The following is a 23,493-nucleotide window of genomic DNA, read 5'->3' as shown; positions in this document are numbered from 1 at the left end:
GCAGATCAATCTATCTGTAGTGAGCAGTGTCGAACAGCGATGGTCACCACGCTAGGCTCGTGAATGCACGCGGCTTTACCAGGTTTTACAGGAGGTCTCTTGTCTTCGAATAAAAAACTGCGCAAGGGCATCTTGCTCGCCGGTGGCTCGGGCACCCGACTTCATCCCGCGACTCTCGCCATTTCGAAGCAGCTTCTTCCGGTTTTCGACAAGCCGATGATCTACTATCCCCTGTCAACGCTGATGCTTGCAGGCATCCGGGATATCCTGATTATCTCCACGCCGCAGGACACCCCGCGTTTTGAACAGTTGCTGGGTGACGGCGCCCAATGGGGATTAAATCTCCAATATGCCGTGCAGGCTGCACCGGACGGAATTCCCCAGGCATTCTCGATTGGCAGGGAATTCATCGCGCGGGATGCAACCGCCCTCGTGCTGGGAGACAATATCTTCTACGGCAACCTCCTGACTCATGATTTATCCGCGGCTTCCGCGAGGTCGGACGAAGCGACGATCTTCGCGTACAAAGTCCACGATCCCGACCGGTATGGGGTAGTGGAATTTGATGGTCAGGGCAAAGTCCTCAGCCTGGAGGAAAAGCCATCCAGGCCCCGCTCTTCTTATGCAGTAACCGGTTTATATTTCTACGACAATGACGTGGTTGATATTGCTGCCGCCTTGAAACCATCGCCACGCGGTGAAACCGAAATTACCGATATCAATCGCCATTATTTGGCGGCCGGCAGGCTGAATGTTGCCGTCTTGGGCAGAGGACATGCCTGGCTTGATACGGGCACGCACGATTCACTCCTTGAAGCCAGTCAATTCATTGCCACCATCGAGCGGCGCCAGGGGCTGAAGATTGCCTGCCCCGAAGAAATCGCCTTTCATTTGGAATACATAGATGCCGAGCAGTTGCTGAGGCTGGCAGCTCCACTTGAAAAGAGCTCTTACGGTCGATACCTCATCAGCCTGGTGAGGGAACCAACTCCGCATTTCCCGCCCGGCTGACCTGCAAAACTGGAAATCAATCTTGTCTGCTTTTACCCTGCTTAAGTTAAAGACAATGTCCGACTCACGAGGCGCGTTGACCGTCATGGACGGAATACTGCCATTTCCGGTGGTCCGGAGCTTCTGGATCTATGGTGCTGACGGATACACACGCGGCGGTCATCGTCATCACAAGACGCGGCAGGCCTTGGTGGCGATTTCGGGGAGCGTGATGGTTTTGATGGACGATGGAAAAGCCAGGGAAGAGGTCACCTTGTCGTCACCGGACCAGTGCCTGCTGGTAGAGCCAAGGGACTGGCATGAAATGACCTTCGGTCCTGGTTCTATCCTGCTGGTTTTTGCCTCTCACGGATATGATAAGGACGACTACATCGACACCCCCTATGAACGGCTCTGAGATGATTGAGTATGAAAGTCTAGCGCAGGCCAACCGCCCGCTGATGGAAGAGTTGGAGGCGGTTGCATCCCGTGTCATTCGGTCCGGATGGTACATACTTGGCAATGAGGTCTCCTCATTCGAAGCTGAATTCGCTGCCTTTGCGGAAAGCAAACATTGCATCAGCGTGGCCAATGGTCTGGATGCATTGATCCTGTCGATCGAAGCGCTCGACCTGCCGAAAGGCAGCGAGATCATGGTTGCCTCCAACACCTATATAGCCACTGTTCTGGCGATTCTTCGCGCGGGCCACAAACCCGTTCTGGTGGAGCCCGAGCGCGAAACCTTCAATATCGATCCGGAGCGCCTTCCAGCGGCGCTCACACACAAGACGCAGGCAATCTGCGTGACGCATCTTTTCGGCAAATCCTGCCGGATGACCGAGATCGCGGCGTTTGCAAGCGAGCATGGTCTCAAGGTGATCGAGGATTGCGCGCAGTCTCACGGCGCGCGCTTTGACGGCAAGCTGACCGGCACCTTCGGAATTGCCGGTTGCTTCAGCTTCTATCCGACCAAGAATCTTGGAGCTCTCGGAGATGCGGGCGCCATCGTCACGAACGATGACGAATTTGCCGATCGCCTGAGACATATGCGCAACTACGGCTCGAAGAAAAAATATGAGAACGTTTATATTGGTGTAAATTCGAGGCTTGACGAGATGCAGGCGGCATTCCTGCGGGTTAAACTCCGTCACCTCGACCAGGTGACTGAACATAAGCGGGCACTGGCCGATGTTTATTTTGCCAATTTGCCCAAATGGCTCGCGCAGCCGCTTCGTCGACCTGCCGAGTATGACGTGTTTCATATCTTCGCGATACGTCATCCGGCCCGCGACGAATTGCGTCGGTGGCTGCTCGATAACGGCGTCAAGACCGAGATACATTATCCGATCGCCCCGCATCGGCAGAAGGCAATGCAAGGCGTTCTTTCCGGCGACTATCCCATTGCCGATGAGCTGCATGCCACCGAGCTGAGCCTGCCTATTTCGGCTGGGCATCGAAAGGATGAGATCGAGCGCGTCTGCAGCCTTCTTACTGCGCTCCCGGAAAAGCTGAAGTTGGCGGCATGACAGAACAGCTGAAGGGATCGGCCTCCACCCGCGAGGAAGATTGGGATATCGTTATCAAGCCTTCGAAGGGCAGCGCGCCGGATCTCGGACTCGTCTGGCGATATCGCGATCTCGTCTGGATGTTCTTTATGCGGGATTTCACGACATTTTATAAACAGACGGTTCTGGGGCCGGTCTGGTACATTATTCAACCGTCGCTGACGGCAATGACGTATTATATCGTGTTCGGAAAAATCGCCAATCTTTCCACGGATGGCCTGCCACCTTTCCTGTTTTATATGTCGGGAACGATCATCTGGAGTTATTTTTCCGTCTGTCTGGCCAATAACTCCGACGTCTTCTCGAAAAATGCCAACCTGTTCGGAAAGGTTTATTTCCCCAAGCTCGTGGTGCCGCTATCCGTTGCCATGAGCGGGCTTGTCGCATTTGCCATCCAGTTCCTGCTCCTGTTGACGGTTGCGGTTGGGATGAAGATCGCCGCCCCCGATCTGGCATTGAGCTACAGGTTCCTATTTATGACGCCGCTCCTGCTGCTCTATATTGCGGTGCTTGGTATAGGTGCGGGGCTTGTGGTTTCGGCGCTAACAGTCCGTTTTCGTGACTTGGTTTATGCCGTCGGATTCATGACGCAGCTCTGGATGTATGCCACGCCGATTGTCTATCCCTTTAGTCAGATTCCTGAACGGTATCACTGGTTCTTTTATATCAATCCGATGACGACCCCGGTACAGACCTTCCGTTGGGCGCTGCTTGATTCTCCCGCTTTGCCGGTCAGTCTGTGTCTCGCCAATCTGGCTGTGACTGTCGCGATCGCGACGTGCGGCTTGATGCTTTTCGCTCGTGCGGAGGCAACTGCGATGGATACGGTCTGATGAACGATATCGTTATTCGAGCCGAGCACGTCAGCAAGCTATACCGCCTTGGCGTGATCAACCATGGCACGCTTTATCGCGACCTTCAAAGCTGGTGGGCAAAGTGGCGCAACCTTCCCGATCCGAATGTTTCTGTATCCGATTATGCTTCCAACAAGAGTCAGCAGTCGCGAGTGAAGGGCGACATCTTTAAAGCGCTGGATGATGTCTCCTTCGAGGTGGGGAACGGCGAGATCGTCGGGATTATCGGCAGGAATGGCGCCGGCAAATCCACCCTGTTGAAGGTCATGTCACGTATCACCATGCCCAATTCGGGTTTCATAGGTATACGGGGCAGGATTGCCAGCCTGCTTGAGGTCGGCACCGGATTTCATCCGGAGCTCACCGGTCGCGAGAACGTCTATCTCAACGGAGCCATCCTTGGCATGAGCCGCGCCGAGGTCAGGTCCAAATTCGATGAGATCGTCGAGTTTGCTGAAATCGGCGAGTTCATTGACACCCCGGTGAAGCGGTATTCATCTGGAATGTATGTGCGTCTGGCTTTCTCGGTCGCGGCGCATCTCGAGCCGGAGATCCTGCTGGTTGATGAAGTTCTGGCCGTCGGCGACGTCAACTTCCAGAACAAATGCATGGGACGCATGCAGGAAGTCACGAAGGCAGGTCGAACGATCATCTTCGTCAGTCACAACATGACCGCGATCAGCAGCATCTGCCCGAAATCGATTCTGATGGCCGATGGCAAGGTTGCTGCGATGGGCGAGACCGCAGATGTGATCAAGGCCTATCTCAATCGCCCGGAATTCGGCGGTACCGCAAGTTACTCGGTCAATCCCGAGGACATCGACGGAAAAGCGGTGATATGCCGCGTCGCGGTATTGAACGAGAAGGACGAGGTTTCTGAAACCGTGGAACTGTCGAACGGCTTCTCGGTCGAGGTCGAATACGAATTGAGGGAGCCTCTTTCCGGCCTCTCGGTCGGGATGCAGATCAAGATGGAGGACGGCTACACCACGCTCGTCAGCCTTTCCGATCCCGAACTCGACGTCGGGCGCCTGGATACCCGGCCAGCCGGCTATTACAAAGCGCGCGTCAGATTTCCCGGATATCTCCTCAACACCGGCACCTTCTACTTGCGGCTCGGCATATCGAGCCGGTTCTCGATCTATTCCGTCGCCGAGGGTATTCGGTTTGACGTGGAGGACAATGTCGGAATTATCCAGATGCTGGGTCAGCAACGCAAGCCGTCGATTTCGGCGATCCAGTTGCCTTGGGAGGTGGAGAAGCTCTTCCAGCGAGATTCTGAGGGTGTTTTGAAATGAAGAAAGTGCTTGTCACTGGGGCGGATGGATTTATCGGCTCTCACCTTGTCGAGACGCTGGTCAGGTCGGGCGTCGAAGTTCGCGCCCTATGCCAGTACAACTCGTTTTCCAGCTGGGGCTGGCTTGACCAATCCGAACACCGCGGCCAGTTCGAAGTGATCCTCGGAGACGTCCGCGATCCCTCGCAAATGCGCACCGTCGCAAAAGGCGTGGATACGGTTTTCCATCTCGCCGCTCTGATTGCGATTCCCTATTCCTATCAAGCACCCTCAAGCTACATCGATACGAATGTGCATGGGACGCTGAACGTCCTTCAAGGAGCCCTCGACGCTGGGGTGGGAAGGGTGATCCAGACCTCGACCAGCGAAGTCTACGGCACCGCGCGTTTTGTGCCGATCAGCGAAAGCCATCCGCTGCAGGCGCAGTCGCCCTATTCGGCTTCCAAGATCGGTGCGGATGCGATCGCCTACAGCTATTATTCGAGCTTTGATCTGCCGGTGACGATTGCCCGGCCTTTCAACACCTTTGGCCCGAGACAATCTGCAAGGGCGGTTATTCCGACCGTGATTTCACAGCTTCTGAGCGGACGGACGACCCTGAAGCTTGGTGCGCTCTCACCAACGCGGGACTTCAATTTCGTCCAGGATACCTGCGATGGCTTTCTGGCGCTCGCGGCCTGCGACCAAGCGATCGGCCAGACCGTCAATATCGGTTCCGGCAGCGAGATATCGATTGGCGATACCGTTCAGCTCATCGCCGATATCATCGGCGTCAGCGTCGAGATTGAATGCGACGAACAGCGTTTGCGTCCCGCAAACAGTGAAGTGGAACGCTTGTGCTGCGACAACAGCCTGATCAAGTCTCTGACGGGATTTTCGCCGCGTTACAGCGTGGAGGATGGTCTGAAGGCAACGATCGAATGGCTGCGTCAGCCGCAGAATCTGGCGCGGTATAAGGCGGATATTTTCAATGTCTAGACGCGCAGTCATTCTGGCGGGGGGAATGGGCACGAGGTTGCGGCCCTATACCGTCGTCCTTCCAAAGCCTTTGATGCCGATCGGCGATTATCCTATTCTTGAGGTCATCATCCGGCAGCTGATAGCAGGCGGATTTCAGCACATCACGCTTGCCGTCAATCATCAGGCCGAATTGATCAAGGCGTTTTTCCAGGATGGCGACAAGTGGGGCGTACGCATCGACTATTCGCTCGAGGACGAGCCGCTTGGCACGATGGGGCCGCTGCGGTTGATCAAGGATCTTCCTGAGAATTTTCTAGTGATGAACGGCGACATCCTGACGGACCTCAATTATGCCGATTTTCATGATGTCCATGTCCGGGACGGCAATATATTCACGATCTCGTCCAAGACGCGCCAGCATCGCATAGACTACGGCGTTCTTGATACCAACGCCGCAGGACGACTAACGGGCTTCCGGGAGAAGCCCACGGCCGAGTATAAAGTCAGCATGGGCGTCTACATGGTGTCTTCGGCGGCCGTCGAGCACATACCGCAACGCGGCGCTTACGGCTTTGACCAGTTGATGCTCGATCTACTGGCGGCAGGCAAGCCGGCCACGGTTCGCGATTTTCCGGGCTATTGGCTCGATATCGGACGCCCCGACGATTATGCATTGGCGATCGAAGAGTTCGAAACCATGCAATCCAGGTTCTTGAATGGTTGACGCCATCGTCACCGGTGCAGGCGGCTTCCTCGGGAAGCGTCTGGTGGAGCGGCTTGAACAAGCTGGCATCGATGTGCTTGCGCTTGAGCGAACGCATGGGGACATTAGCGAAGAGCGCCTTTGGAAGGAGCTTCCGGCAGCGCGCACGCTGTTTCATCTTGCCGGCAGGACATTCGTTCCGGATAGCTGGACACAAGGCCCGAGTTTCACCGCCGCCAATGTTCTCGGTACACAGCATGCTTTGAACTGGTGCAAGCGGCACAAGGCCAAACTCGTCTTCGCAAGCGCCTATGTTTATGGGGTGCCGGAACGGCTGCCGATCCATGAAAGCGATCCGGTCAAGCCGAACAACCCTTACGCACTTTCCAAATATCTTGCCGAACAGCTCTGTGAGTTCGCTGCTACATACGAGCAAATACCGGTGGTGGTATTGCGCCTTTTCAATATATATGGGGTTGGGCAGCGGCCGGAATTTCTGGTACCGACGCTACTGAATCAGGTAAGAACGAAACAGGAAATACAGGTCATGGACCTCGGTCCGCGGCGGGATTATGTCTTCGTCGACGATGTCCTGAGCGCCTTTGCCAAATCAATGGACGTGTCGGAAGGTTACCACTGCATCAATATCGGCTCCGGAATGTCGTATTCGGTGCAGGAAATCATCGACATCTTGCAGGAAGCTGCCGGCACTAATCTACCAGTAGTGTCGTCTTGCGCTGTTCGGCGGAATGAAATACCTGACGTGCGGGCCGATATTACGCGGGCTCGCGCCGTTCTCGGATGGCAGCCGGAGTGGGATCTGCCCGCCGGCATCCGCGTGATGATGAAGGAGTCGTAAAATTGAACGAGCGTTACGTTCCGATCAACAAAGGCAACTACTCGATGGACACGGACGAGCGCGAAGCCGCGTTCGACAGATTCCGTGGCGAGGGATGGGAAGCCGAATACGCGGATTACCGTCGCAAATGGTCGGAATATGCCCTGAACCAGCAGGTTTCGGATTACCCGCTGCTCGTCGATCTCGAGCTGGCGTCGATCTGCAACCTGCGCTGCCCCATGTGCTATACGATCAGCGACGAGTTCAAGAAAAACGTCAATACGACGCGGATGGACTGGGACCTCTATTGCCGGATTATCGATGAGATCGGCGGCAAGGTTCCGGCGATCCGCCTCTCGCTGCGCGGCGAGGCGACGTTGCACAAGCGTTTCGCCGACTGTGTGCGCTACGCTAAGGACCATGGGATCAAAGAGGTTTCGACCCTCACGCATGGCTTCAAGCTCAACAGAGACTATTTCGCCCAGCTTGTCGATGCCGGCATCGACTGGATCACCGTTTCGATCGACGGCACCGGTGAGACCTACGAGAAGATCCGCAAGCCGATCAAGTTCGAAGCCCTGCTCGACAAGATCAAGGACATAAAGAAGTACAAGGAAGAGCGCGGTCTCCACCGTCCTGTGATCAAGGTGCAGGGTATCTGGCCGGCAATCCGGGAGAATCCCGATCTCTACTACGAGACCTTTGCACCTCATGTGGATCTGGTCGCTTTCAATCCGTTGATCGATTACCTCGGCAACGATTCCGAGATCGCCTATCTCGATAACTTCACATGCCCGCAGCAGTACCAACGCCTTGTGATTGGTGCCGACGGATTGGTCATGAAGTGCTCGAACGACGAGGAGAACCGCGAGGTTATCGGCAATGCGAACACCGAAACCGTGCACCAGATCTGGCATGGGGAAAAAATGAACGCGGTGCGCGCTCTGCACAAGGAACCGCAAGGCTTCCTGAAGAGCGAGGTCTGCCGCAGATGTTATCTGCCGAGACAGACCAATGATGAGACGGCTGAGATTTGCGGCCGACAGGTCATTGTGCGGAATTACGTCGACCGAAACCAGGAAATCGGGCAGTAATCGGCCGAATTCCACGCGCTACGACCAGACCTCGCCAAGCCTATAGTTTAGGGGCTGCGATCGCCGCGAGAGCGAGGCGGCTTTGCCGGTCGTGAATTACAGGGAGTAACAGGATGTTCCGGAATTACCGGCCTGATCGGTGCTATATCATCGCTGAGATCGGCGGAAACTTCACGACGTTTGATCAGGCAAAGCGCTTGATTGACGAGGCAAAGGCGGCGGGGGTGGATGCCGTCAAGCTCCAGACCTATCGCGCAGAGACTTTGTCGAGCCGCAACGCCATGTTCGACATGGAGAACACCGGCGTTACCTCGCAGTTCGAACTCTTCCGCAAATATGAAATCGGCCACGAGCTTCACGAAGCGGTGTTTCGCTATGCCGAAGAGCACGGGCTGGACTGGTTCTCCTCGCCTTCGCATGAAACGGATGTCGATCTACTGGAGAGGTGTGGAGTCGGCGCCCACAAGGTGGGTTCGGACGACGCGGTCAACATTCCCTTTCTCCGTTATCTGGCAAAAACCGGCAAGCCGATCATCCTGTCGACGGGGATGTCGACGCTCGACGAAGTTCGGGAGTCCGTCGCCGCCATCAAGGAAGCCGGCAACGACAAGCTTATTCTGCTGCATGCCATCACGAGTTATCCGACGCATCCGGAAAATGTGAACCTGCGTGCAATGCAGACGATGATGAAAGCGTTTCCGGATCTCGACATCGGTTATTCCGACCATACGCTGACGCCGGTCGCAAGCCTCTGTGCGGTCGCGATGGGCGCCCGGGTGATCGAGCGTCATTTCACCTACGACAAGTCCGCCGACGGCCCGGACCACATGCTTTCGGCCGATCCGACGGAAATGAAATGGCTCGTCGACGCGATACGAGCGTTCGAGATCATGAAAGGCAGTGGCCGCAAGGAGCCGGCTGCGAGTGAAGCAACGACGAGATTGAACAATCGCAAGAGCGTTGTCGTCAATCGACCGCTCAAGGCCGGCCATGTCATCTCCGCCGGCGACATTTCCGTTAAGCGACCTGGAACAGGAATTGAACCGAAGCATTTCGAAGCTCTCGCAGGACGGCGGGTCGCAAACGACCTCGATGCGGACGCGGTCCTTCAATGGAGCGATCTGGCGTGACGCTTGGAATTATTATTCAGGCGCGGATGGGATCGACGCGGCTGCCGGGAAAAGTGCTTCGCGACATTTGCGGAAAGCCCCTTCTCGGACATGTTCTTGGTCGGCTTCAGATACTGAAGCGCCCGGCAAAGGTTGTCGTTGCGACATCGTCCGCCAGCGAGAACGATATTATCGAAGCCTGCTGCCTTGAGCACGGCGTTAGCTGCTTTCGCGGCGACGAAACCGACGTTCTCGATCGTTATTTTCAGTGTGCGAGATCGCTCGGGATGTCAGATATCGTGCGGTTGACCGCAGATAATCCTTTTACCGACGTCGAGGAGCTTGAGAGGCTGATCGATCTGCACCAAAAGCAGGGATTCGATTACACCCATGCCTTTGGCCAGTTGCCTATTGGCGTCGGCGCCGAGATATTTACCTTCGAAGCTCTATCGCGCAGCCACTGCGAGGGGAAGCTGCCGCACCATCGCGAACACGTGAATGAATACTTCACCGATCGCCCCGAATTGTTCAAGATTGGTCGGCTCGAGGTGCCCCCAGCCAAAATCTCTCCGGAGCTGCGCCTGACGGTGGATACTGAGGAGGACTGGAGACGCGCCTGTGCGCTCGCAGCGCAGGCGGGCGGAACCTGGCTCGGGACGGAAGAGGCGATCAGGCTATGTTCGTCTTCTGCGTAGAAAGTTCGCATGCACGCGGCATGGGGCATCTTTTTCGGTCGCTGACGCTCGCCGCCGAGCTGCGCACCCGCGGTCATTCGGTCCGATTTTTGGCAAACGATCATCCGAATTCCTTGAGAATCATCCGCGAGCGCGGGTTTGCCGTGGCGCTCTATGATCTGGCAGCCGTGACGGGATGGGAGAAGGCTTTCCTCGAAGCCGCTGCTCCGTCTCCGATCTGGATCAACGACCGCCTTAATACGCAGCGATCCCACAGCGAGACGATCAAACGCTTGGACGCCAAGCTTGTTACCTTCGATGATCGTGGTGATGGCGCGGAACTTGCCGACCTGAATATCTGCGCTCTGCTGTTCGAAAACACGAAAGGTCTGAAGGGCAGAGATGTTCGGCTGGGCATAGAGTACATGATACTCAATCCTGAAATCGCCAGGTATCGCCGAGTTCGGGAAAAGCTTGCATCGATACTTGTCACCCTCGGCGGCGCCGACACTTACGGAGTGACGGTCCGCGTCGCTAAATGGCTGAGCAGCAAGCCTTTCCCTGTCACCATCGTGACAGGCCCGAGCTTCCAGCACATGGCGGAGCTTGAAGAGGTCGTCGCGGCGGCTCCGCCGGATCGGTTCAGATTGCTGAACCAGGTGCCGTCGCTTGCGGCGGAGATGTACGGGCACGATCTGGCGATTACCGGGGGCGGTCTTACGCCCTTCGAAGCGTGTGCGGCCGGCCTGCCCTGTGTCGTGGTCGCAAACGAACCGTTTGAAATCCCGGTCGGGCGTGCGCTCGAGGAACTTGGAGGAGCGCTCTTCGCCGGTCATCACTCCGCTTTCGATCTCGGCATCCTGGAAAAGGCAATTCCCATCAGGAGCATGAGCGAGACCGCCATGACCAAGGTCGACCTTGGCGGGGTTGGCCGAGTCGCCGATTTACTGGAAAGATTGGCTGCATGACCCTGACAGCGGTGATCCATCAGCCGGACTTTGCGTCCTATCTCGGCTTTTTTCAGCGATTTCTGAACGCCGACCTCTACGTCGTTCTGGACCACGTCCAGTTTGTCCACGGAACGAGCAAAAGCTGGACGCACCGTGACAAGATAAAGACGGCACAAGGCGACCGCTGGCTCACCGTCGGAATCAGAAAGCCAAGCTTCGGCACACCGATCAACGCGGTGGAGCTGGCACCGGGCACCGGATGGATAGACCAGAACCTTTCACTGCTTCGTGAAAACTATCGCAAGTCCGCCGGCTGGAGCGAAGTCTTTCCCCGCATCGAAGTCCTCTACGGCAAGCGGTTCGACCTCTTGGCCGATTTCAACATGCATTTCCTGGACGGTATTCTGGATATGCTTGAAATCACCATGCCGACGGTGCGATCGAGCACTCTAAGCCCCGTGGGTCATAGGAACGAGTTGCTTGTCGAATTGCTGGGCAAAGTCGGAGCGACGCGTTATCTCTCGGGTCTCGGCGCTCGCGACTATATGCGGCCGGAACTGTTCGAGGCAGCCGGAATCGAAATCGAGTGGCAGCATTTCGTCCATCCGGTTTATCCACAGCCCTTCGGCGATTTCATTCCCTATCTCAGTATTCTCGACACACTGCTGAATTGTGGTATTGCAGGCACGCGTGACCTGCTCTGGAGTTGCAAATGAATATTCTCGCGATCGGTGCCCATTTTGACGACGTTGAGCTCGGCTGCGGTGGTGCACTGGCGCGCCATACAGCAAACGGCGACACCGTTTACGTCTATGTCGCGACCGTATCCGGCTTTTCCAACCAATATGACCAGTCCGTGCGCAGCAGCCAGGTCGCCAGAGCGGAAGCGGATGCCGCGATGGAAATCCTCGGCGTTCAAAAGATGTTTTGCGGCGAGTTCAAAACGCTCCAGATCGAATTCGTCGACCCGCTGAATATCGAGATCCTCAAGCTGGTGCAGGATCTGAAGATCGATATGGTCTATACCCACTGGGTCGGCGATATCCATCATGACCACCTGGCACTGTCGCGCGCATCGCTGCACAGCTGCCGGCACGTGCCCCGCCTGCTGATGTATCGCAGCAACTGGTATCATTCGACCGTCGATTTCAGGGGGAATTTCTACGTCGACATTACCGCCCATTGGGACCAGAAGGAAAAAGCGATCCTTGCCCATGAATCCGAGATGGAGCGCACCGGGCGGAAATGGGTGAGCTTCTTCCGCAATGAAGCCGAGAACGCCGGCCAGCGCATCGGTGTAAAATACGCCGAAGTCTTTGAGGTGGTGAAGTGGCTGCAGCCTTGAGGAAGATTTTGACCTTTGGCTCCATGCTGCTTCCCTATGGTGTGCATGAGCTGAAGCGCAGGCTTAAAAATCGTCACAAGTTATCTGCTGATGTCGCGAGATCGCTGGCAGAAAACAGGCAGCTTGCCGGGCTGCGTGCGGGCCAACGCTGTTTCATTTTAGGAAATGGACCGAGCGTCAAGGGCTTGGATCTGTCGCGGCTTCAAGGCGAAAATGTGATAACCGTTTCCAACGGCTATCTGCATTCCGATTTCGACAAGTTCCAGTCTCGTTATCATTGTGTTCCGCAAATCACCTACGGATTGATGACACCCGAGGACGTGGTCCGCTGGTTCGAGGAGATGCATTCGCACCTCGGCGGCGCGGAACTCTTCCTCAGCTCCACGGAAGCGGAGCTGGTTCGAAAACACGATCTGTTTTCAGGACGAACAGTCCGCTATCTCATGCTCGGCGAAAGCTTCGACGAAAGACCATCGGTAGAAATCGTCGATATCTCCAAACCGGTGCCACGTGTCGATTCAGTCCCGGTGATGGCCTTGATGATAGCGATGTATCTTGGTTTCAAGGAAATCATCCTGCTCGGCGTCGACCATGATCGCTTCCTGTCAGCAACCTATGAATACGCGTTCGACCTCAAGGTGCAAAAGGGAAAAGATTTCACCGTAAATGCGGACGGCACCCCGACAACGAACCGTCACGACGACTTTCAGCAGGCGGCGCGGCTGTGGCGACAATATCGAGCCATCGCGAATATCGCGCGAGCAAATGATATCCGCATCTTCAATTCCACACCCGGTGGGGCACTGGACGAATTTGAGCGCCGGCCGTTCCAAGCCTGGTTTGAAGAATGAGACGGCTTAAATTTGCGCTTCCGGGAATCCACTGTTTGCTTGAGGTGACGCGAGAATCGCCCCAAGCGCGCGAACAGGAGATCTGGGCCGAATTCCGACGGCACAACATCATTTTCGACGGACCTTACGATGATTGGCGTTCGGCAATGGCTGATTCAACCGGCTATGATGCGCCGGCCATTCTTGCAAAAGCCGTCGAAGCGACACGCGCAGTTGTTCAGGGCCGTGCCTCATATGAGCGGGACACTGTAATCTTCAGAGAGAGAATCTACTCGCATCCGCTGCTTGCCTGGCTGCTCTATGTTGCATCCAGATCCGATGGTCGTTTGAGAGTGGTCGACTTTGGAGGCGCGCTCGGAAGTTCCTATTTTCAACACCGGTCAAAACTCGCTCATCTCGCGGAATTGAAATGGTGCGTCGTGGAGCAGCCTCATTTTGCAGAAGCAGGGCGAGCAGAATTTGAAGACGGGCTTCTGAGCTTTTCTCGTAGCCTCGAAGAAGCAATCGAATTTGTGAACCCTCACATCGTTCTGCTCTCGGGCGTGCTCCAGTACCTCGAATATCCCCACGAGCATCTTGAGAGCCTTCTTTTGAAAGGCGTCAAGTTCATCCTTGTTGACAGAACAAGCGCGCAGGTCGATATCCCCGAAGCCCCTTTTGTACAGCATGTGCCGGAACGCATCTATCGCGCGAGCTACCCCGTGTGGTTCTTGAACGCGCATGAATTGCAGAATCGCTTCGCGAGGCATGGCTACGAGGTGCTGGACAGGTTCCAGCCAGCTGGGACATTTGGAATAGCAACACCGCCGCCCTTGCAGGAATTGACGCGTTGGGGCGTTGGCCTTACGCCAGCTCAGGGACAATACGAATGGTCGTATACTGGCTGGTTTCTTGAGAAGCCGGAAATCTAGCGATGCGCGTTAACGTCATTATCCCTGTCTTCAATCGTCTGGAGCACACCCGGAAGGTGCTGGAGGCTCTCAGGAGACAAACTCTCGCCGACGCGCTGACGATCGTCGTTGTCAACGACGGTTCGACCGATGGCACGGCAGAATACCTGCAGTCGCAGGGCGATGTTGTCGAAATCCGAGGCGACGGCAATCTTTGGTGGGGGGGTGCCATCGAGAAGGGGCTGAAATACGTCCTTCCGTCTTGCAAGGCGGAAGATTATATCCTGTTTCTGAATAATGACACCTGGTTCGACGAAGATTATGTTGAAACCCTGGTGCAAACATCCAAGGCGAATGGCGAAGCCGCCGTCGGAAGCGTTATCCATGAAGAGGGGAAAGACCCACCTCTTGTGAGTATAGGACCTCGGATCAACATCAACAGGTTCGCGATCTGGGATGTCCTTTCGGAATTGAGCGAAGCGCAACAACGGTCGCCTGAGAGCCAATACCGCGTGGATGCATTGAGCGGTCGAGGTACTCTATATCCAGCCCTCTTGTTTCGGAGATATGGCGGTATGCGGCCACGCCTGCTGCCGCACTACATGGCCGATTATGAAATCGCGATGCGCTTTTCGCGCGCCGGAGTGCCTCTGATCGTCAGCACAAAAGCAATCGTCTATTCCCCGCCAGTATATGGAAACGACATCTCCAGGCATTCATGGAAAAAACGATTGTTTGGCAGGCGCTCTCCTCACAATGTGTTTCAACGCCTGATCTTCTATTCGCTTGTCGGTTCACCGGTGCAGAGATCGACCGCACCTTTCCGCATGGCCTATTTCTTTTACGCACGTGTCCTTTTGGGAAAGATCACGACCAGCCTTAAGAAATTCGCCTTTTCCCGTATGCGTGCAAGGCAGCTTGGCGAACTGAAACGTCACGGGGTAAGCGTTGGCCGCGATGTTGTGCTCTATGGCGCCCCTTTGTTGCAACGACATCCTGACAGTGAGATTCACCTCGGTGATCGCGTCGTCCTGTGTTCTGATTCCCGATTTACAGCGCTCGCTCTCAATCATCCGGTGAAGATAGCGACCATTCGCGCCGGATCGAAGATCAGCATTGGCGCAGACAGCGGCATCAGTGGTGCAACCATCGTCTCGGCTGTAGGGATTTCAATCGGCGCGGAAGTGCTGATGGGAGCCAACGTCACGATTTTCGACACGGACTTTCATCCGATACGTCCGGAAGGGCGCCGTCATTCGGATGTCGAGGCGGACATCAAGACTGCACCGGTGCACATTGGCGATAATGTGTTCATTGGCACCAATGCCCTGATCTTGCGTGGCACAGAAATAGGACGTGATAGCATTGTCGCTGCGGGTGCGGTCGTCCGCGGAAATTTCCCCGAAGGGGCAATAATTGCCGGGAACCCGGCAAAGCTTGTCGGTAGCGTCTATAGAACGTCACAGGAACGTCCCGGCAGTCAACCAGACGGTGAACATGAAAATAGCAATATTTGACACCTATTACGCGCGGTTTCTGAAGCAATTCTATGCGCGGCGGCCACAGCTCCGAAAATCGACCTCGCTAGAACAGACGAAAGCTCTTTTGGCCGCCGCATTCGGCACGTCCGATTTCTACTCGCGCCACCTGAAGGACCAGGGTTGCGACGTCATTGACATCATCGGCAATTGTGTCCCGCTTCAATCGGCCTGGGCGCAAGAAAACAACGAGCCGTTCAGCGCTTGGGCGATGAAACTGCCGCATCGGTTTTTCAGGCTGCCTTATGTTGGCGCACGCCTGGCGGCGCTCCCTGGCTTGCTGGAGGTCGCAATGGCCCGGGTTCGAACATTCAAGCCGGATGTACTCTACTGTCAGGATCTCAGCTTCTTTCCGCCGCATGCCCTGACGGAGTTGAAGAAGACGGTGCCGTTGATTGTCGGCCAGATCGCTTGTCCGCTGCCGCCGGGTGAGTTTCTGCGACCCTATGACCTTATTCTGACGTCTTTCCCCCATTTCGTACCCCGTTTTCATGAGATGGGGATAAAATCCGAATATTTCAGGATTGGCTTCGACACTCGGGTGCTCGATCTCCTTGGCGACATCAGGCGCGATGTGCCGGTGAGCTTCGTCGGCGGCATAAGCCGTCATCATGGCAAGGCCGTACCCTTGCTCGAACATCTTGCCGATACCACGCCGATACAGTTTTTCGGTTACGGCGCGAAGACGCTCCCGCGCTCTTCTCCGATTCGCAAACGTCACAATGGCGAAGTCTGGGGTCCGGATATGTATCGGGCGCTGGCGCGCAGCCGGATCACCGTCAACCGCCATATCAATGTTGCCGAAAACAACGCCAATAACATGCGGCTCTACGAGGCGACCGGTGTCGGATCGCTGCTGATAACCGACAAGAAGGATAATCTCGGGGAGATTTTCGAGGTTGGAAAGGAAGTGGTTGCCTATTCCAGTGCGGAAGAAGCGACTGAACTCGTCCGCTACTATATAGACCACCCGGACGAGGCCGACGCCATCGCGAAGGCCGGTCAGGCAAGGACGCTGAAGGACCACACCTACAAGTCGAGAATGGAAGAATTGGTGCCGATCCTCGAACGATATCTGGAGAAACAGGGCTGATGTCGTTTCTGCGCACAAGTCTCAATCGCTTTCCGGGGATGAAGAGCCAGTTGAAGCGATTGCATGATCGGCTGTTGCCGACGACGTCGGTATCGTCCCGCTATGTCGAGATAGAGGCGGCTCGTCGAGACAGCGAAAGTTCGCGCCTTGCTGCATCCTGGAAAGCAAGTGATCTGCCCGCCCGCCAGAGAGCCCTCGTCGAGCGCCAGCTGAAGGAATACCGCAATGGCGCTTCCATTGATGTATTCGATGTCTTTACCGCCGCTTTGCGCAGCATCGACGATCTTCCGGCTAATGCTTCGCTGCTCGAAATCGGTTGTTCCAGCGGCTATTATTCCGAAGTGCTTGATGTGAGTGGCTTGCCGCTGCGTTATCGCGGCTGCGATTACTCCGATGCTTTCATCGATATGGCGCGCAGCATTTATCCCGGGCTGTCGTTCGACGTGGAGGATGCGACGCGGCTCAACTATCAGGATGACGCTTTCGATGTCGTCGTCTCAGGATGTTGTCTGCTGCATATCCCCGATTATGACGCGGCGATCGCAGAGAGCGCCCGTGTTGCCAAGGAATACGTGATTTTTCACCGTACGCCTGTTGTCTATGGCGAGCCGACCAAGTATTTCCGCAAACAGGCCTATGGCGTCGAGACCATAGAGATCCATTTTTCCGAGCCGCAGCTATTGGACATCTTTCGAGTTCACGGCCTGCACGTCCTGGCGACGTTCACGCTAACTGAGAACGTGGATCCGCACGACAGTCGTAAGGGCAATGCAATGCGCACCTATTTGTGCAGGAAACAAACCCAATCATGACGAACTATTTCTGTACCCTTTTCGACAACGGCTATCTCATCAAGGGAATGGCCATGATGGAGAGCCTCGTCCAGTGGTGCCCCGATGCGCATGTTTTTGTGCTTTGCATGGACCAGCAGACGCAGGAGATATTGACCGCTCTCAACAGGTCCTACATCACCTGCATTCCACTCGCTGATCTCGAGACGCCGGAACTTCTGGAAGTCAAGAAATCGCGCGGCGTCGCCGAATATTGCTGGACCCTGTCTCCGTGTCTGCCGAGTTTCCTGCTGGAGCAGCATCCCGACATTGATTTCATCACCTACCTCGATTCCGATCTGCTGTTTTATTCACCGCTCGGTCCGATTTTCGACGAAATCGGCAATAGTTCCATCGCCATTATCGAACACCGTTTTGCTCCGCGGCTGCAGAATCGCGAAATTAACGGCCGTTTCTGCGTCGAATGGGTGAGTTTCCGGCGCGACGAAGAGGGAATGCGCTGCCTCACTCGCTGGCGCGAGCAGTGCATCGAATGGTGCTACTATCGCCTGGAAGACGGCAAGATGGGTGATCAGAAGTATTTGGATGAATGGCCGGATCTCTACCCGAATTGCCATATCATCGAGCATCCCGGAGCCGGAATCGCGCCCTGGAACTACGAAAAGCTGCATTTTTCGCAGGATGCATCAGGCAGGATCGAGGTCGATGGTTCGCCGCTGATCTTTTATCACTTCCACCAGTTTCAGTTGCTGACCAATGGCATGTTCGATCGGCTGTCGGCTTTCTACACCGCCGTCTGCGAGGAGCCCGACGCTGCTTACAGGGTCTATGAACGCGCTCTGAGGCAAGCCCTGAAAGCGATCAGGACGGTTTCTCCCGGCTTTTCCGGCGGCATTCGTCCCTTTTTCCGGGTTAAGGCGCGCCGATGGGTGCAAAGCAATGTACCCCGGCCGGTCATAAGCTTCCTGCACAATTTCATCAGGTACTGATGTCACGATTGCGGGGAGGAGCCTCGCTTCTCCTCGCCTCGTTATTGGTACTGCCGATCGATCCACTGTCGATAGCTGCCGCTTGTCACATTCTCTACCCAAGCATCGTTGGCGAGATACCATTCGACGGTCTTGCGAATGCCCGTCTCGAAGGTCTCACTAGGGCGCCAGTCCAGCTCCCTTTCTATCTTTGCCGCATCGATGGCGTAACGACGATCATGACCTGGCCGATCACGCACAAAGGAAATCTGGGCCTTGTAGCTTGCGCCGTTTGGCAGGGGCGTCAATTCATCGAGAATTTCGCAGAGCGTATTGACGACTGACAGGTTCGTCAGTTCATTCCTGCCGCCGACATTGTAGGTTTCCCCGACTTTTCCTCTCTCCAGAACACGCCGGATCGCGCTGCAATGATCTTTGACGAACAGCCAGTCGCGCACCTGCATCCCGTCTCCGTAGATCGGAATCTGTTTCCCCGACAGAGCATTGTGGATGACGAGGGGAATAAGCTTTTCCGGAAAATGATAGGGACCGTAATTGTTCGAACAGTTCGTCGTCAGAACGGGTAGGCCATAGGTGTGATGGTAGGCGCGAACCAGATGGTCACTCGCTGCCTTGCTCGCGGAATAAGGACTATTGGGTTCGTATTTGCGATGTTCGCTGAAAGCGGCCTCGTCGGGAGCAAGCGAACCATAGACCTCGTCCGTCGATACGTGGAGGACGCGGAAGCTCTCCCGGAAGTCTTCACTCTGTGAGGCAAGAAATCCCCGGATTGCCTCCAGCAGACGAAACGTGCCGACAATGTTGGTCTGGATAAATTCTTCTGGCCCATGGATCGATCGATCGACATGACTTTCGGCAGCGAAATTCAGGATGGCGCGAGGCCGGTGGGAACGAAGCAGTGCGTCGACAAGGTCGTAGTCCGCAATGCTGCCTTTGACGAAGACATGACGCGGGTCACTCCAGATGGAGTTAAGGCTCTCAAGATTGCCGGCATAGGTGAGGGCATCGAGGTTGACGACCGGCTCATCGTGAAGCGCAAGCCAGTCGAGCACGAAATTCGCACCGATAAAGCCGGCGCCTCCCGTCACCAAGATCATGTCTTTCCCTTTGGACATCTGATAAATGGAACGCTCTAGTCTCATTGCGCCAATCCGCCGTCAACCGAAGAGATCGACAATGCTGAATTTCGTTTGTCCCCGGTGTCGGTCACATTGGGGTTGCGCTGGTTCGGTCGTTTCCATAAACACCTCCCGAAGATTGCAGCGAAAGACGACGTGAAAAATGACGAAAACCGCGCTTATTACTGGGGTGACTGGTCAGGATGGTGCCTATCTGGCCGAATTGCTTCTGAGCAAAGGCTACACGGTGCACGGTATCAAGCGGCGGTCATCATCTTTTAACACCGGCCGCATCGAACATATCTATCAGGATCCGCATGAGGCCCACCCACGCTTCGTCCTTCACTATGGCGATATGATCGACTCGACCAACCTGCTGCGGATCGTCCAGCAGACTCAGCCTGACGAAATCTACAACCTGGCCGCACAAAGCCATGTCGGCGTCAGTTTCGAAACGCCGGAATATACGGCCGATGCCGATGGTATCGGGACGTTGAGGCTGCTCGAAGCGATCCGCATCCTGGGTCTTGAGAAAAAAAGCCGGTTCTACCAGGCGTCGACGTCGGAACTCTACGGTCTCGTGCAGCAAGTGCCGCAGAACGAGAAGACGCCGTTCTATCCGCGCTCCCCCTATGCCGCAGCCAAGCTCTATGCCTACTGGATCGTCGTGAATTATCGCGAGGCCTACGGCATGCACGCGTCGAACGGCATTCTGTTCAATCATGAAAGCCCGCTTCGCGGCGAGACCTTCGTCACGCGCAAGATCACGATGGCGGTTGCTGCCATCAGCCTCGGCCTTCAGGACAAGCTTTTCCTGGGGAACCTTGACGCCCAGCGTGACTGGGGCCATGCGCGCGAATATGTCGAGGGCATGTGGCTGATGCTGCAGCAGGACAAGCCGGATGACTACGTCTTGGCGACGGGTGAGACGACGCGTGTGCGCCAGTTTGTCGAGTGGGCCTTTGCCGATGTCGGCATCACCTTGGAATGGAAGGGATCCGGTGTCGACGAAAAGGGCTATGATGCCGCCTCCGGCGCTTGCCTTGTGGAAATCGATCCCCGGTATTTCCGCCCGACGGAAGTCGATCTTCTGCTTGGCGACCCGACCAAGGCACGTCAGAATCTGGGCTGGCACCATAAGACCCCGGTTCGTGAACTCGCCGCTGAGATGGTGCGCGAGGATATCAAGCACTGGAAGGCTCAAGGCAGCCGGAAAGAGGTCTGAGTGTACGACTTATCGAACAAGAAGATCTGGGTTGCCGGTCATCGCGGTATGGTCGGCAGTGCTCTTGTGCGCAGGCTTCAATCCGAAAATTGCAGGATCATCACGGCCACGCGCGCCGAGGTCGACTTGAAGCGCCAGGACCAGGTCGGGAAGTTTGTTGAAGCAACCCGGCCGGACGCGATCATAATCGCCGCAGCCAAGGTTGGCGGAATCCTCGCCAATGACAGCTATCCTGCCGAATTCATCTCCGACAATCTGATCATTCAAACCAACATCTTTGAAGCCGCTCACCGGGCGGAGGTGGACCGGCTTCTCTTCCTGGGTTCAAGCTGCATTTATCCCAAGCTCGCTCCCCAGCCGATTCCTGAAGAGGCTCTGTTGACCGGTCCGCTTGAGCCGACCAACGAATGGTACGCCATTGCCAAGATCGCTGGTATCAAGCTCGCGGAAGCCTATCGCAAGCAATATGGCCGTGACTACATTTCGGCGATGCCGACCAACCTGTACGGCCCTGGCGATAATTTCGACCTGAACTCCAGTCATGTCCTGCCCGCGCTGATCCGCAAGGCGCATGCGGCGAAATTGCGCAGAGACCCGCAAATGGTTGTCTGGGGCACCGGAACCCCGCGCCGCGAGTTTCTTCACGTCGACGACTGCGCCGACGCGCTGGTGTTTCTGCTGAAAACCTATTCGGGCACGCAGCACGTCAATGTCGGCTCGGGCACGGATCTTGAAATCATCGAGTTGACGCGTCTGGTTTGCCGCGTCGTCGGTTACGAGGGTGAGATCGTCCATGACCTTTCCAAGCCCGACGGCACGCCGCGAAAGCTGATGAGCAACAAGAAGCTGCAGGACATGGGCTGGAAACCGAGCATTTCGCTTGAGGACGGCATTAGAGCCACTTACGCTTGGTTTCTCGAATGCGAAAACGGATCTGATCCAGCGGCCTGATGCCCGAGTTCCTGCGGGCCGGCACTTTCTCTGTCCCACATTGATTCGCGACACAGCGCTGTCGCCGAGCCTCCGATTGCCTCGTGGTCCTGGCCGGCGGGTCCGGAACGCATTTGTGTCTAAGCTTCACCACGCGTCGGTATAAACGCCAAAGCCGGTCCGAATTACAGTCCACCGGCGAGGAAGAGCAATTCGAACAATATCGGCGACCGGCAGCAAGCCCGATCATTGCGGCGGGGAGCCCGATAGGGTTAGCGCGGTGGGTATTGTAGGAGGGGCGAATATACGCATAATTTCCGCTGTGGCGCTGCCAGGCAAGATCGGTCGAATTTCTTGGGAGGGTTCCATGGAAACGAGCATCGAGCACGCCCATGCCGGCGCAGTGTCGCCCGAACTTGTGGTCGATGCGCTGTTTGCGTGCCGAAAGACGGCAGCGATCAGGGCGGCCATCGAACTTGATCTCTTTACACATATTGGCGAGGGCAAGACGCCGGCAGTTCTGGCGTCGGCAACAGCCGCCTCGGAGCGTGGCGTGCGCATCCTCTGCGATTACCTTGTGGTCCATGGCTTCCTGACCAAGGAGGGCGAACAGTACAAAATGACGCCCTCGACCAGTACGTTCCTCGATCGCAATTCGCCGGCCTATATGGGCTCTGCCGTCGAGTTCGCCGCCGCACCAGAAGTACTCGATAATTTTCTGCGCGATCCGACGTCCGTCGTGCGAAACGGCGGTTCGATGGGCCTTGCGAACATGTCGCCCGACAACCCCGTCTGGCTGAAGTTTGCGCGTGGCATGGGCTCTTTCACCGGGCTCAGCGCCAAACTGCTGGCTGGGGAAATCTCCAGCTGGGCGATGTCTCCCAAGAAGGTCCTGGACATCGCTGCAGGCCCAGGCGTCTTCGGCATCGAAGTTGCCAGGGCCTTTCCATCCGCGGAGATCGTCGCCGTCGACTGGGGCGCCGTCTTGGAGCTGTCGAGGCAGAATGCGGAAAAATCAGGCGTCGCGGACCGGTACCGGACGATCGCCGGCAGTGCCTTCGACATCGACTGGGGCGCTGGTTATGACCTCGTCCTGCTTCCGAATTTTCTGCACCATTTCGATTTGCCGACATGTGCCGCGCTGTTGCGAAAGATCATCGCGAGCCTTGCAGCGGATGGTCGGATCGTCGCGGTCGATTTCGTGCCGAATGAAGATGGCGTGTCGCCGCCTTTTCCAGCGGCCTTCTCCTGGGAGATGCTCGTCAGCACACCGGCCGGCCAGGCTTACAAGCAAAGCGAACTGGCCGAGATGGCAAAACTGGCCGGCCTCACCGGCGTCACGGTCAAATCGATGCCGCCAACCCCTGCGAGCCTCATTGTCTTTGAATAGCCGCAGCTCAAGGCTGTCTGTTCTATGTTATCGGGGGAACCGAGCTCATCGGAGATTTGAGGGAAATTGGCTGGGGGTTCGCGCCTGGGCTCAATGGCTTATCGAAGGCGCCTTGAGATCCTTCAGTGTCCCGCCGCCAGCGACCGTGGATGCCCCCTTGTGCCTCGGCGACGGCGAGGGTCACGATGATGGAGACACTTGCGGATCCCGGATATGATGAGCGAAGTCGGCCTTCGCTGCCCTGTAACAGGGTCGATGATCCGCGATGTCGAGTTCGACCCGCGACGCATGAGCGAGAA

24 protein-coding genes are annotated in these 23,493 nt (G+C 56.2%); 23 read left to right on the top strand and 1 reads right to left on the bottom strand.

The window, feature by feature from the left end; genetic code table 11:
• The first annotated feature begins 99 nt into the window (after positions 1-99).
• The 20 genes from rfbA (at position 100) to HJC00_RS01120 (ending at position 18,531) form a co-directional block, all read left to right on the top strand.
• Positions 100-1,011, top strand: coding sequence for a glucose-1-phosphate thymidylyltransferase RfbA (gene rfbA / locus HJC00_RS01215; RefSeq protein ID WP_210629128.1), 912 nt, complete (start codon positions 100-102; stop codon positions 1,009-1,011).
• A 22-nt stretch (positions 1,012-1,033) separates the two neighbouring features.
• Complete coding sequence (locus tag HJC00_RS01210) at positions 1,034-1,408, top strand: FdtA/QdtA family cupin domain-containing protein (protein ID WP_210629127.1); 375 nt, start codon at positions 1,034-1,036, stop codon at positions 1,406-1,408.
• 1 nt (position 1,409) lies between these two features.
• On the top strand, positions 1,410-2,516 hold the full coding sequence (locus HJC00_RS01205; RefSeq protein ID WP_221163639.1) for a DegT/DnrJ/EryC1/StrS aminotransferase family protein: 1,107 nt from the start codon (positions 1,410-1,412) through the stop codon (positions 2,514-2,516).
• Positions 2,513-3,388 (top strand): ABC transporter permease, encoded by an 876-nt coding sequence (locus HJC00_RS01200; protein ID WP_210629126.1) that lies wholly within the window; start codon positions 2,513-2,515, stop codon positions 3,386-3,388. Before HJC00_RS01205 ends, HJC00_RS01200 begins: the two co-directional genes overlap by 4 nt.
• Positions 3,388-4,707 (top strand): ABC transporter ATP-binding protein, encoded by a 1,320-nt coding sequence (locus tag HJC00_RS01195; protein WP_210629125.1) that lies wholly within the window; start codon positions 3,388-3,390, stop codon positions 4,705-4,707. Before HJC00_RS01200 ends, HJC00_RS01195 begins: the two co-directional genes overlap by 1 nt.
• Entirely contained in the window at positions 4,704-5,684 is a 981-nt protein-coding gene (locus tag HJC00_RS01190) for an NAD-dependent 4,6-dehydratase LegB (protein ID WP_210629124.1), read from the top strand. The genes HJC00_RS01195 and HJC00_RS01190 overlap by 4 nt, the downstream gene beginning before the upstream one ends.
• Entirely contained in the window at positions 5,677-6,390 is a 714-nt protein-coding gene (locus HJC00_RS01185; protein ID WP_210629123.1) for a nucleotidyltransferase family protein, read from the top strand. Before HJC00_RS01190 ends, HJC00_RS01185 begins: the two co-directional genes overlap by 8 nt.
• Entirely contained in the window at positions 6,383-7,228 is an 846-nt protein-coding gene (locus HJC00_RS01180) for an NAD(P)-dependent oxidoreductase (RefSeq protein WP_210629122.1), read from the top strand. Before HJC00_RS01185 ends, HJC00_RS01180 begins: the two co-directional genes overlap by 8 nt.
• Before the next feature lie 2 nt (positions 7,229-7,230).
• On the top strand, positions 7,231-8,301 hold the full coding sequence (locus tag HJC00_RS01175) for a radical SAM/SPASM domain-containing protein (RefSeq protein WP_221122488.1): 1,071 nt from the start codon (positions 7,231-7,233) through the stop codon (positions 8,299-8,301).
• A gap of 113 nt (positions 8,302-8,414) precedes the next feature.
• A complete protein-coding gene (locus HJC00_RS01170) occupies positions 8,415-9,431 on the top strand; it encodes an N-acetylneuraminate synthase family protein (protein WP_221122489.1) in 1,017 nt (338 codons plus the stop codon).
• Entirely contained in the window at positions 9,428-10,105 is a 678-nt protein-coding gene (locus tag HJC00_RS01165; RefSeq protein WP_210629119.1) for a cytidylyltransferase domain-containing protein, read from the top strand. The genes HJC00_RS01170 and HJC00_RS01165 overlap by 4 nt, the downstream gene beginning before the upstream one ends.
• The gene (locus HJC00_RS01160; protein ID WP_221122490.1) at positions 10,087-11,052 is read left to right on the top strand and encodes a PseG/SpsG family protein; all 966 of its coding nucleotides are present in this window, start codon (positions 10,087-10,089) and stop codon (positions 11,050-11,052) included. The genes HJC00_RS01165 and HJC00_RS01160 overlap by 19 nt, the downstream gene beginning before the upstream one ends.
• Complete coding sequence (locus HJC00_RS01155) at positions 11,049-11,750, top strand: WbqC family protein (RefSeq protein WP_210629117.1); 702 nt, start codon at positions 11,049-11,051, stop codon at positions 11,748-11,750. The genes HJC00_RS01160 and HJC00_RS01155 overlap by 4 nt, the downstream gene beginning before the upstream one ends.
• Complete coding sequence (locus HJC00_RS01150) at positions 11,747-12,379, top strand: PIG-L deacetylase family protein (RefSeq protein WP_004677164.1); 633 nt, start codon at positions 11,747-11,749, stop codon at positions 12,377-12,379. The genes HJC00_RS01155 and HJC00_RS01150 overlap by 4 nt, the downstream gene beginning before the upstream one ends.
• Positions 12,364-13,230, top strand: a complete 867-nt coding sequence (locus tag HJC00_RS01145) for a hypothetical protein (RefSeq protein WP_221122492.1) — start codon at positions 12,364-12,366, stop codon at positions 13,228-13,230. Before HJC00_RS01150 ends, HJC00_RS01145 begins: the two co-directional genes overlap by 16 nt.
• A gap of 44 nt (positions 13,231-13,274) precedes the next feature.
• On the top strand, positions 13,275-14,141 hold the full coding sequence (locus tag HJC00_RS01140) for a TIGR04325 family methyltransferase (RefSeq protein ID WP_311044160.1): 867 nt from the start codon (positions 13,275-13,277) through the stop codon (positions 14,139-14,141).
• A gap of 2 nt (positions 14,142-14,143) precedes the next feature.
• The gene (locus HJC00_RS01135; RefSeq protein ID WP_221146725.1) at positions 14,144-15,637 is read left to right on the top strand and encodes a glycosyltransferase; all 1,494 of its coding nucleotides are present in this window, start codon (positions 14,144-14,146) and stop codon (positions 15,635-15,637) included.
• Positions 15,618-16,751, top strand: a complete 1,134-nt coding sequence (locus tag HJC00_RS01130) for a glycosyltransferase (RefSeq protein WP_210629113.1) — start codon at positions 15,618-15,620, stop codon at positions 16,749-16,751. The genes HJC00_RS01135 and HJC00_RS01130 overlap by 20 nt, the downstream gene beginning before the upstream one ends.
• A complete protein-coding gene (locus HJC00_RS01125; RefSeq protein ID WP_210629112.1) occupies positions 16,751-17,563 on the top strand; it encodes a class I SAM-dependent methyltransferase in 813 nt (270 codons plus the stop codon). Before HJC00_RS01130 ends, HJC00_RS01125 begins: the two co-directional genes overlap by 1 nt.
• Positions 17,560-18,531 carry a hypothetical protein gene (locus HJC00_RS01120; RefSeq protein ID WP_221122494.1) on the top strand — a complete coding sequence of 324 codons (972 nt, stop codon included), beginning with the start codon at positions 17,560-17,562 and terminating at the stop codon, positions 18,529-18,531. Before HJC00_RS01125 ends, HJC00_RS01120 begins: the two co-directional genes overlap by 4 nt.
• Positions 18,532-18,572: 41 nt before the next feature.
• On the opposite strand, the gene rfbB is transcribed toward HJC00_RS01120, so the two are convergent.
• Positions 18,573-19,628, bottom strand: a complete 1,056-nt coding sequence (gene rfbB, locus HJC00_RS01115; protein WP_221122495.1) for a dTDP-glucose 4,6-dehydratase — start codon at positions 19,626-19,628, stop codon at positions 18,573-18,575.
• Between the two features lie 184 nt (positions 19,629-19,812).
• Between rfbB and gmd the strand changes: the two genes are divergently transcribed.
• The 3 genes from gmd (at position 19,813) to HJC00_RS01100 (ending at position 23,194) form a co-directional block, all read left to right on the top strand.
• Positions 19,813-20,874 carry a GDP-mannose 4,6-dehydratase gene (gene gmd / locus HJC00_RS01110; RefSeq protein WP_221122496.1) on the top strand — a complete coding sequence of 354 codons (1,062 nt, stop codon included), beginning with the start codon at positions 19,813-19,815 and terminating at the stop codon, positions 20,872-20,874.
• A complete protein-coding gene (locus tag HJC00_RS01105; RefSeq protein ID WP_221163534.1) occupies positions 20,875-21,825 on the top strand; it encodes a GDP-L-fucose synthase in 951 nt (316 codons plus the stop codon). It begins immediately after the preceding gene.
• A gap of 346 nt (positions 21,826-22,171) precedes the next feature.
• Complete coding sequence (locus HJC00_RS01100) at positions 22,172-23,194, top strand: bifunctional 2-polyprenyl-6-hydroxyphenol methylase/3-demethylubiquinol 3-O-methyltransferase UbiG (protein ID WP_221163533.1); 1,023 nt, start codon at positions 22,172-22,174, stop codon at positions 23,192-23,194.
• Positions 23,195-23,493: the final 299 nt, after the last annotated feature.

Source organism: Rhizobium sp. NLR22b, from assembly GCF_019685295.1.
GTDB lineage: Bacteria > Pseudomonadota > Alphaproteobacteria > Rhizobiales > Rhizobiaceae > Rhizobium.
Note: the sequence above shows the minus strand (reverse complement) of the source record. Positions and strands in the feature narration are given on the sequence as shown.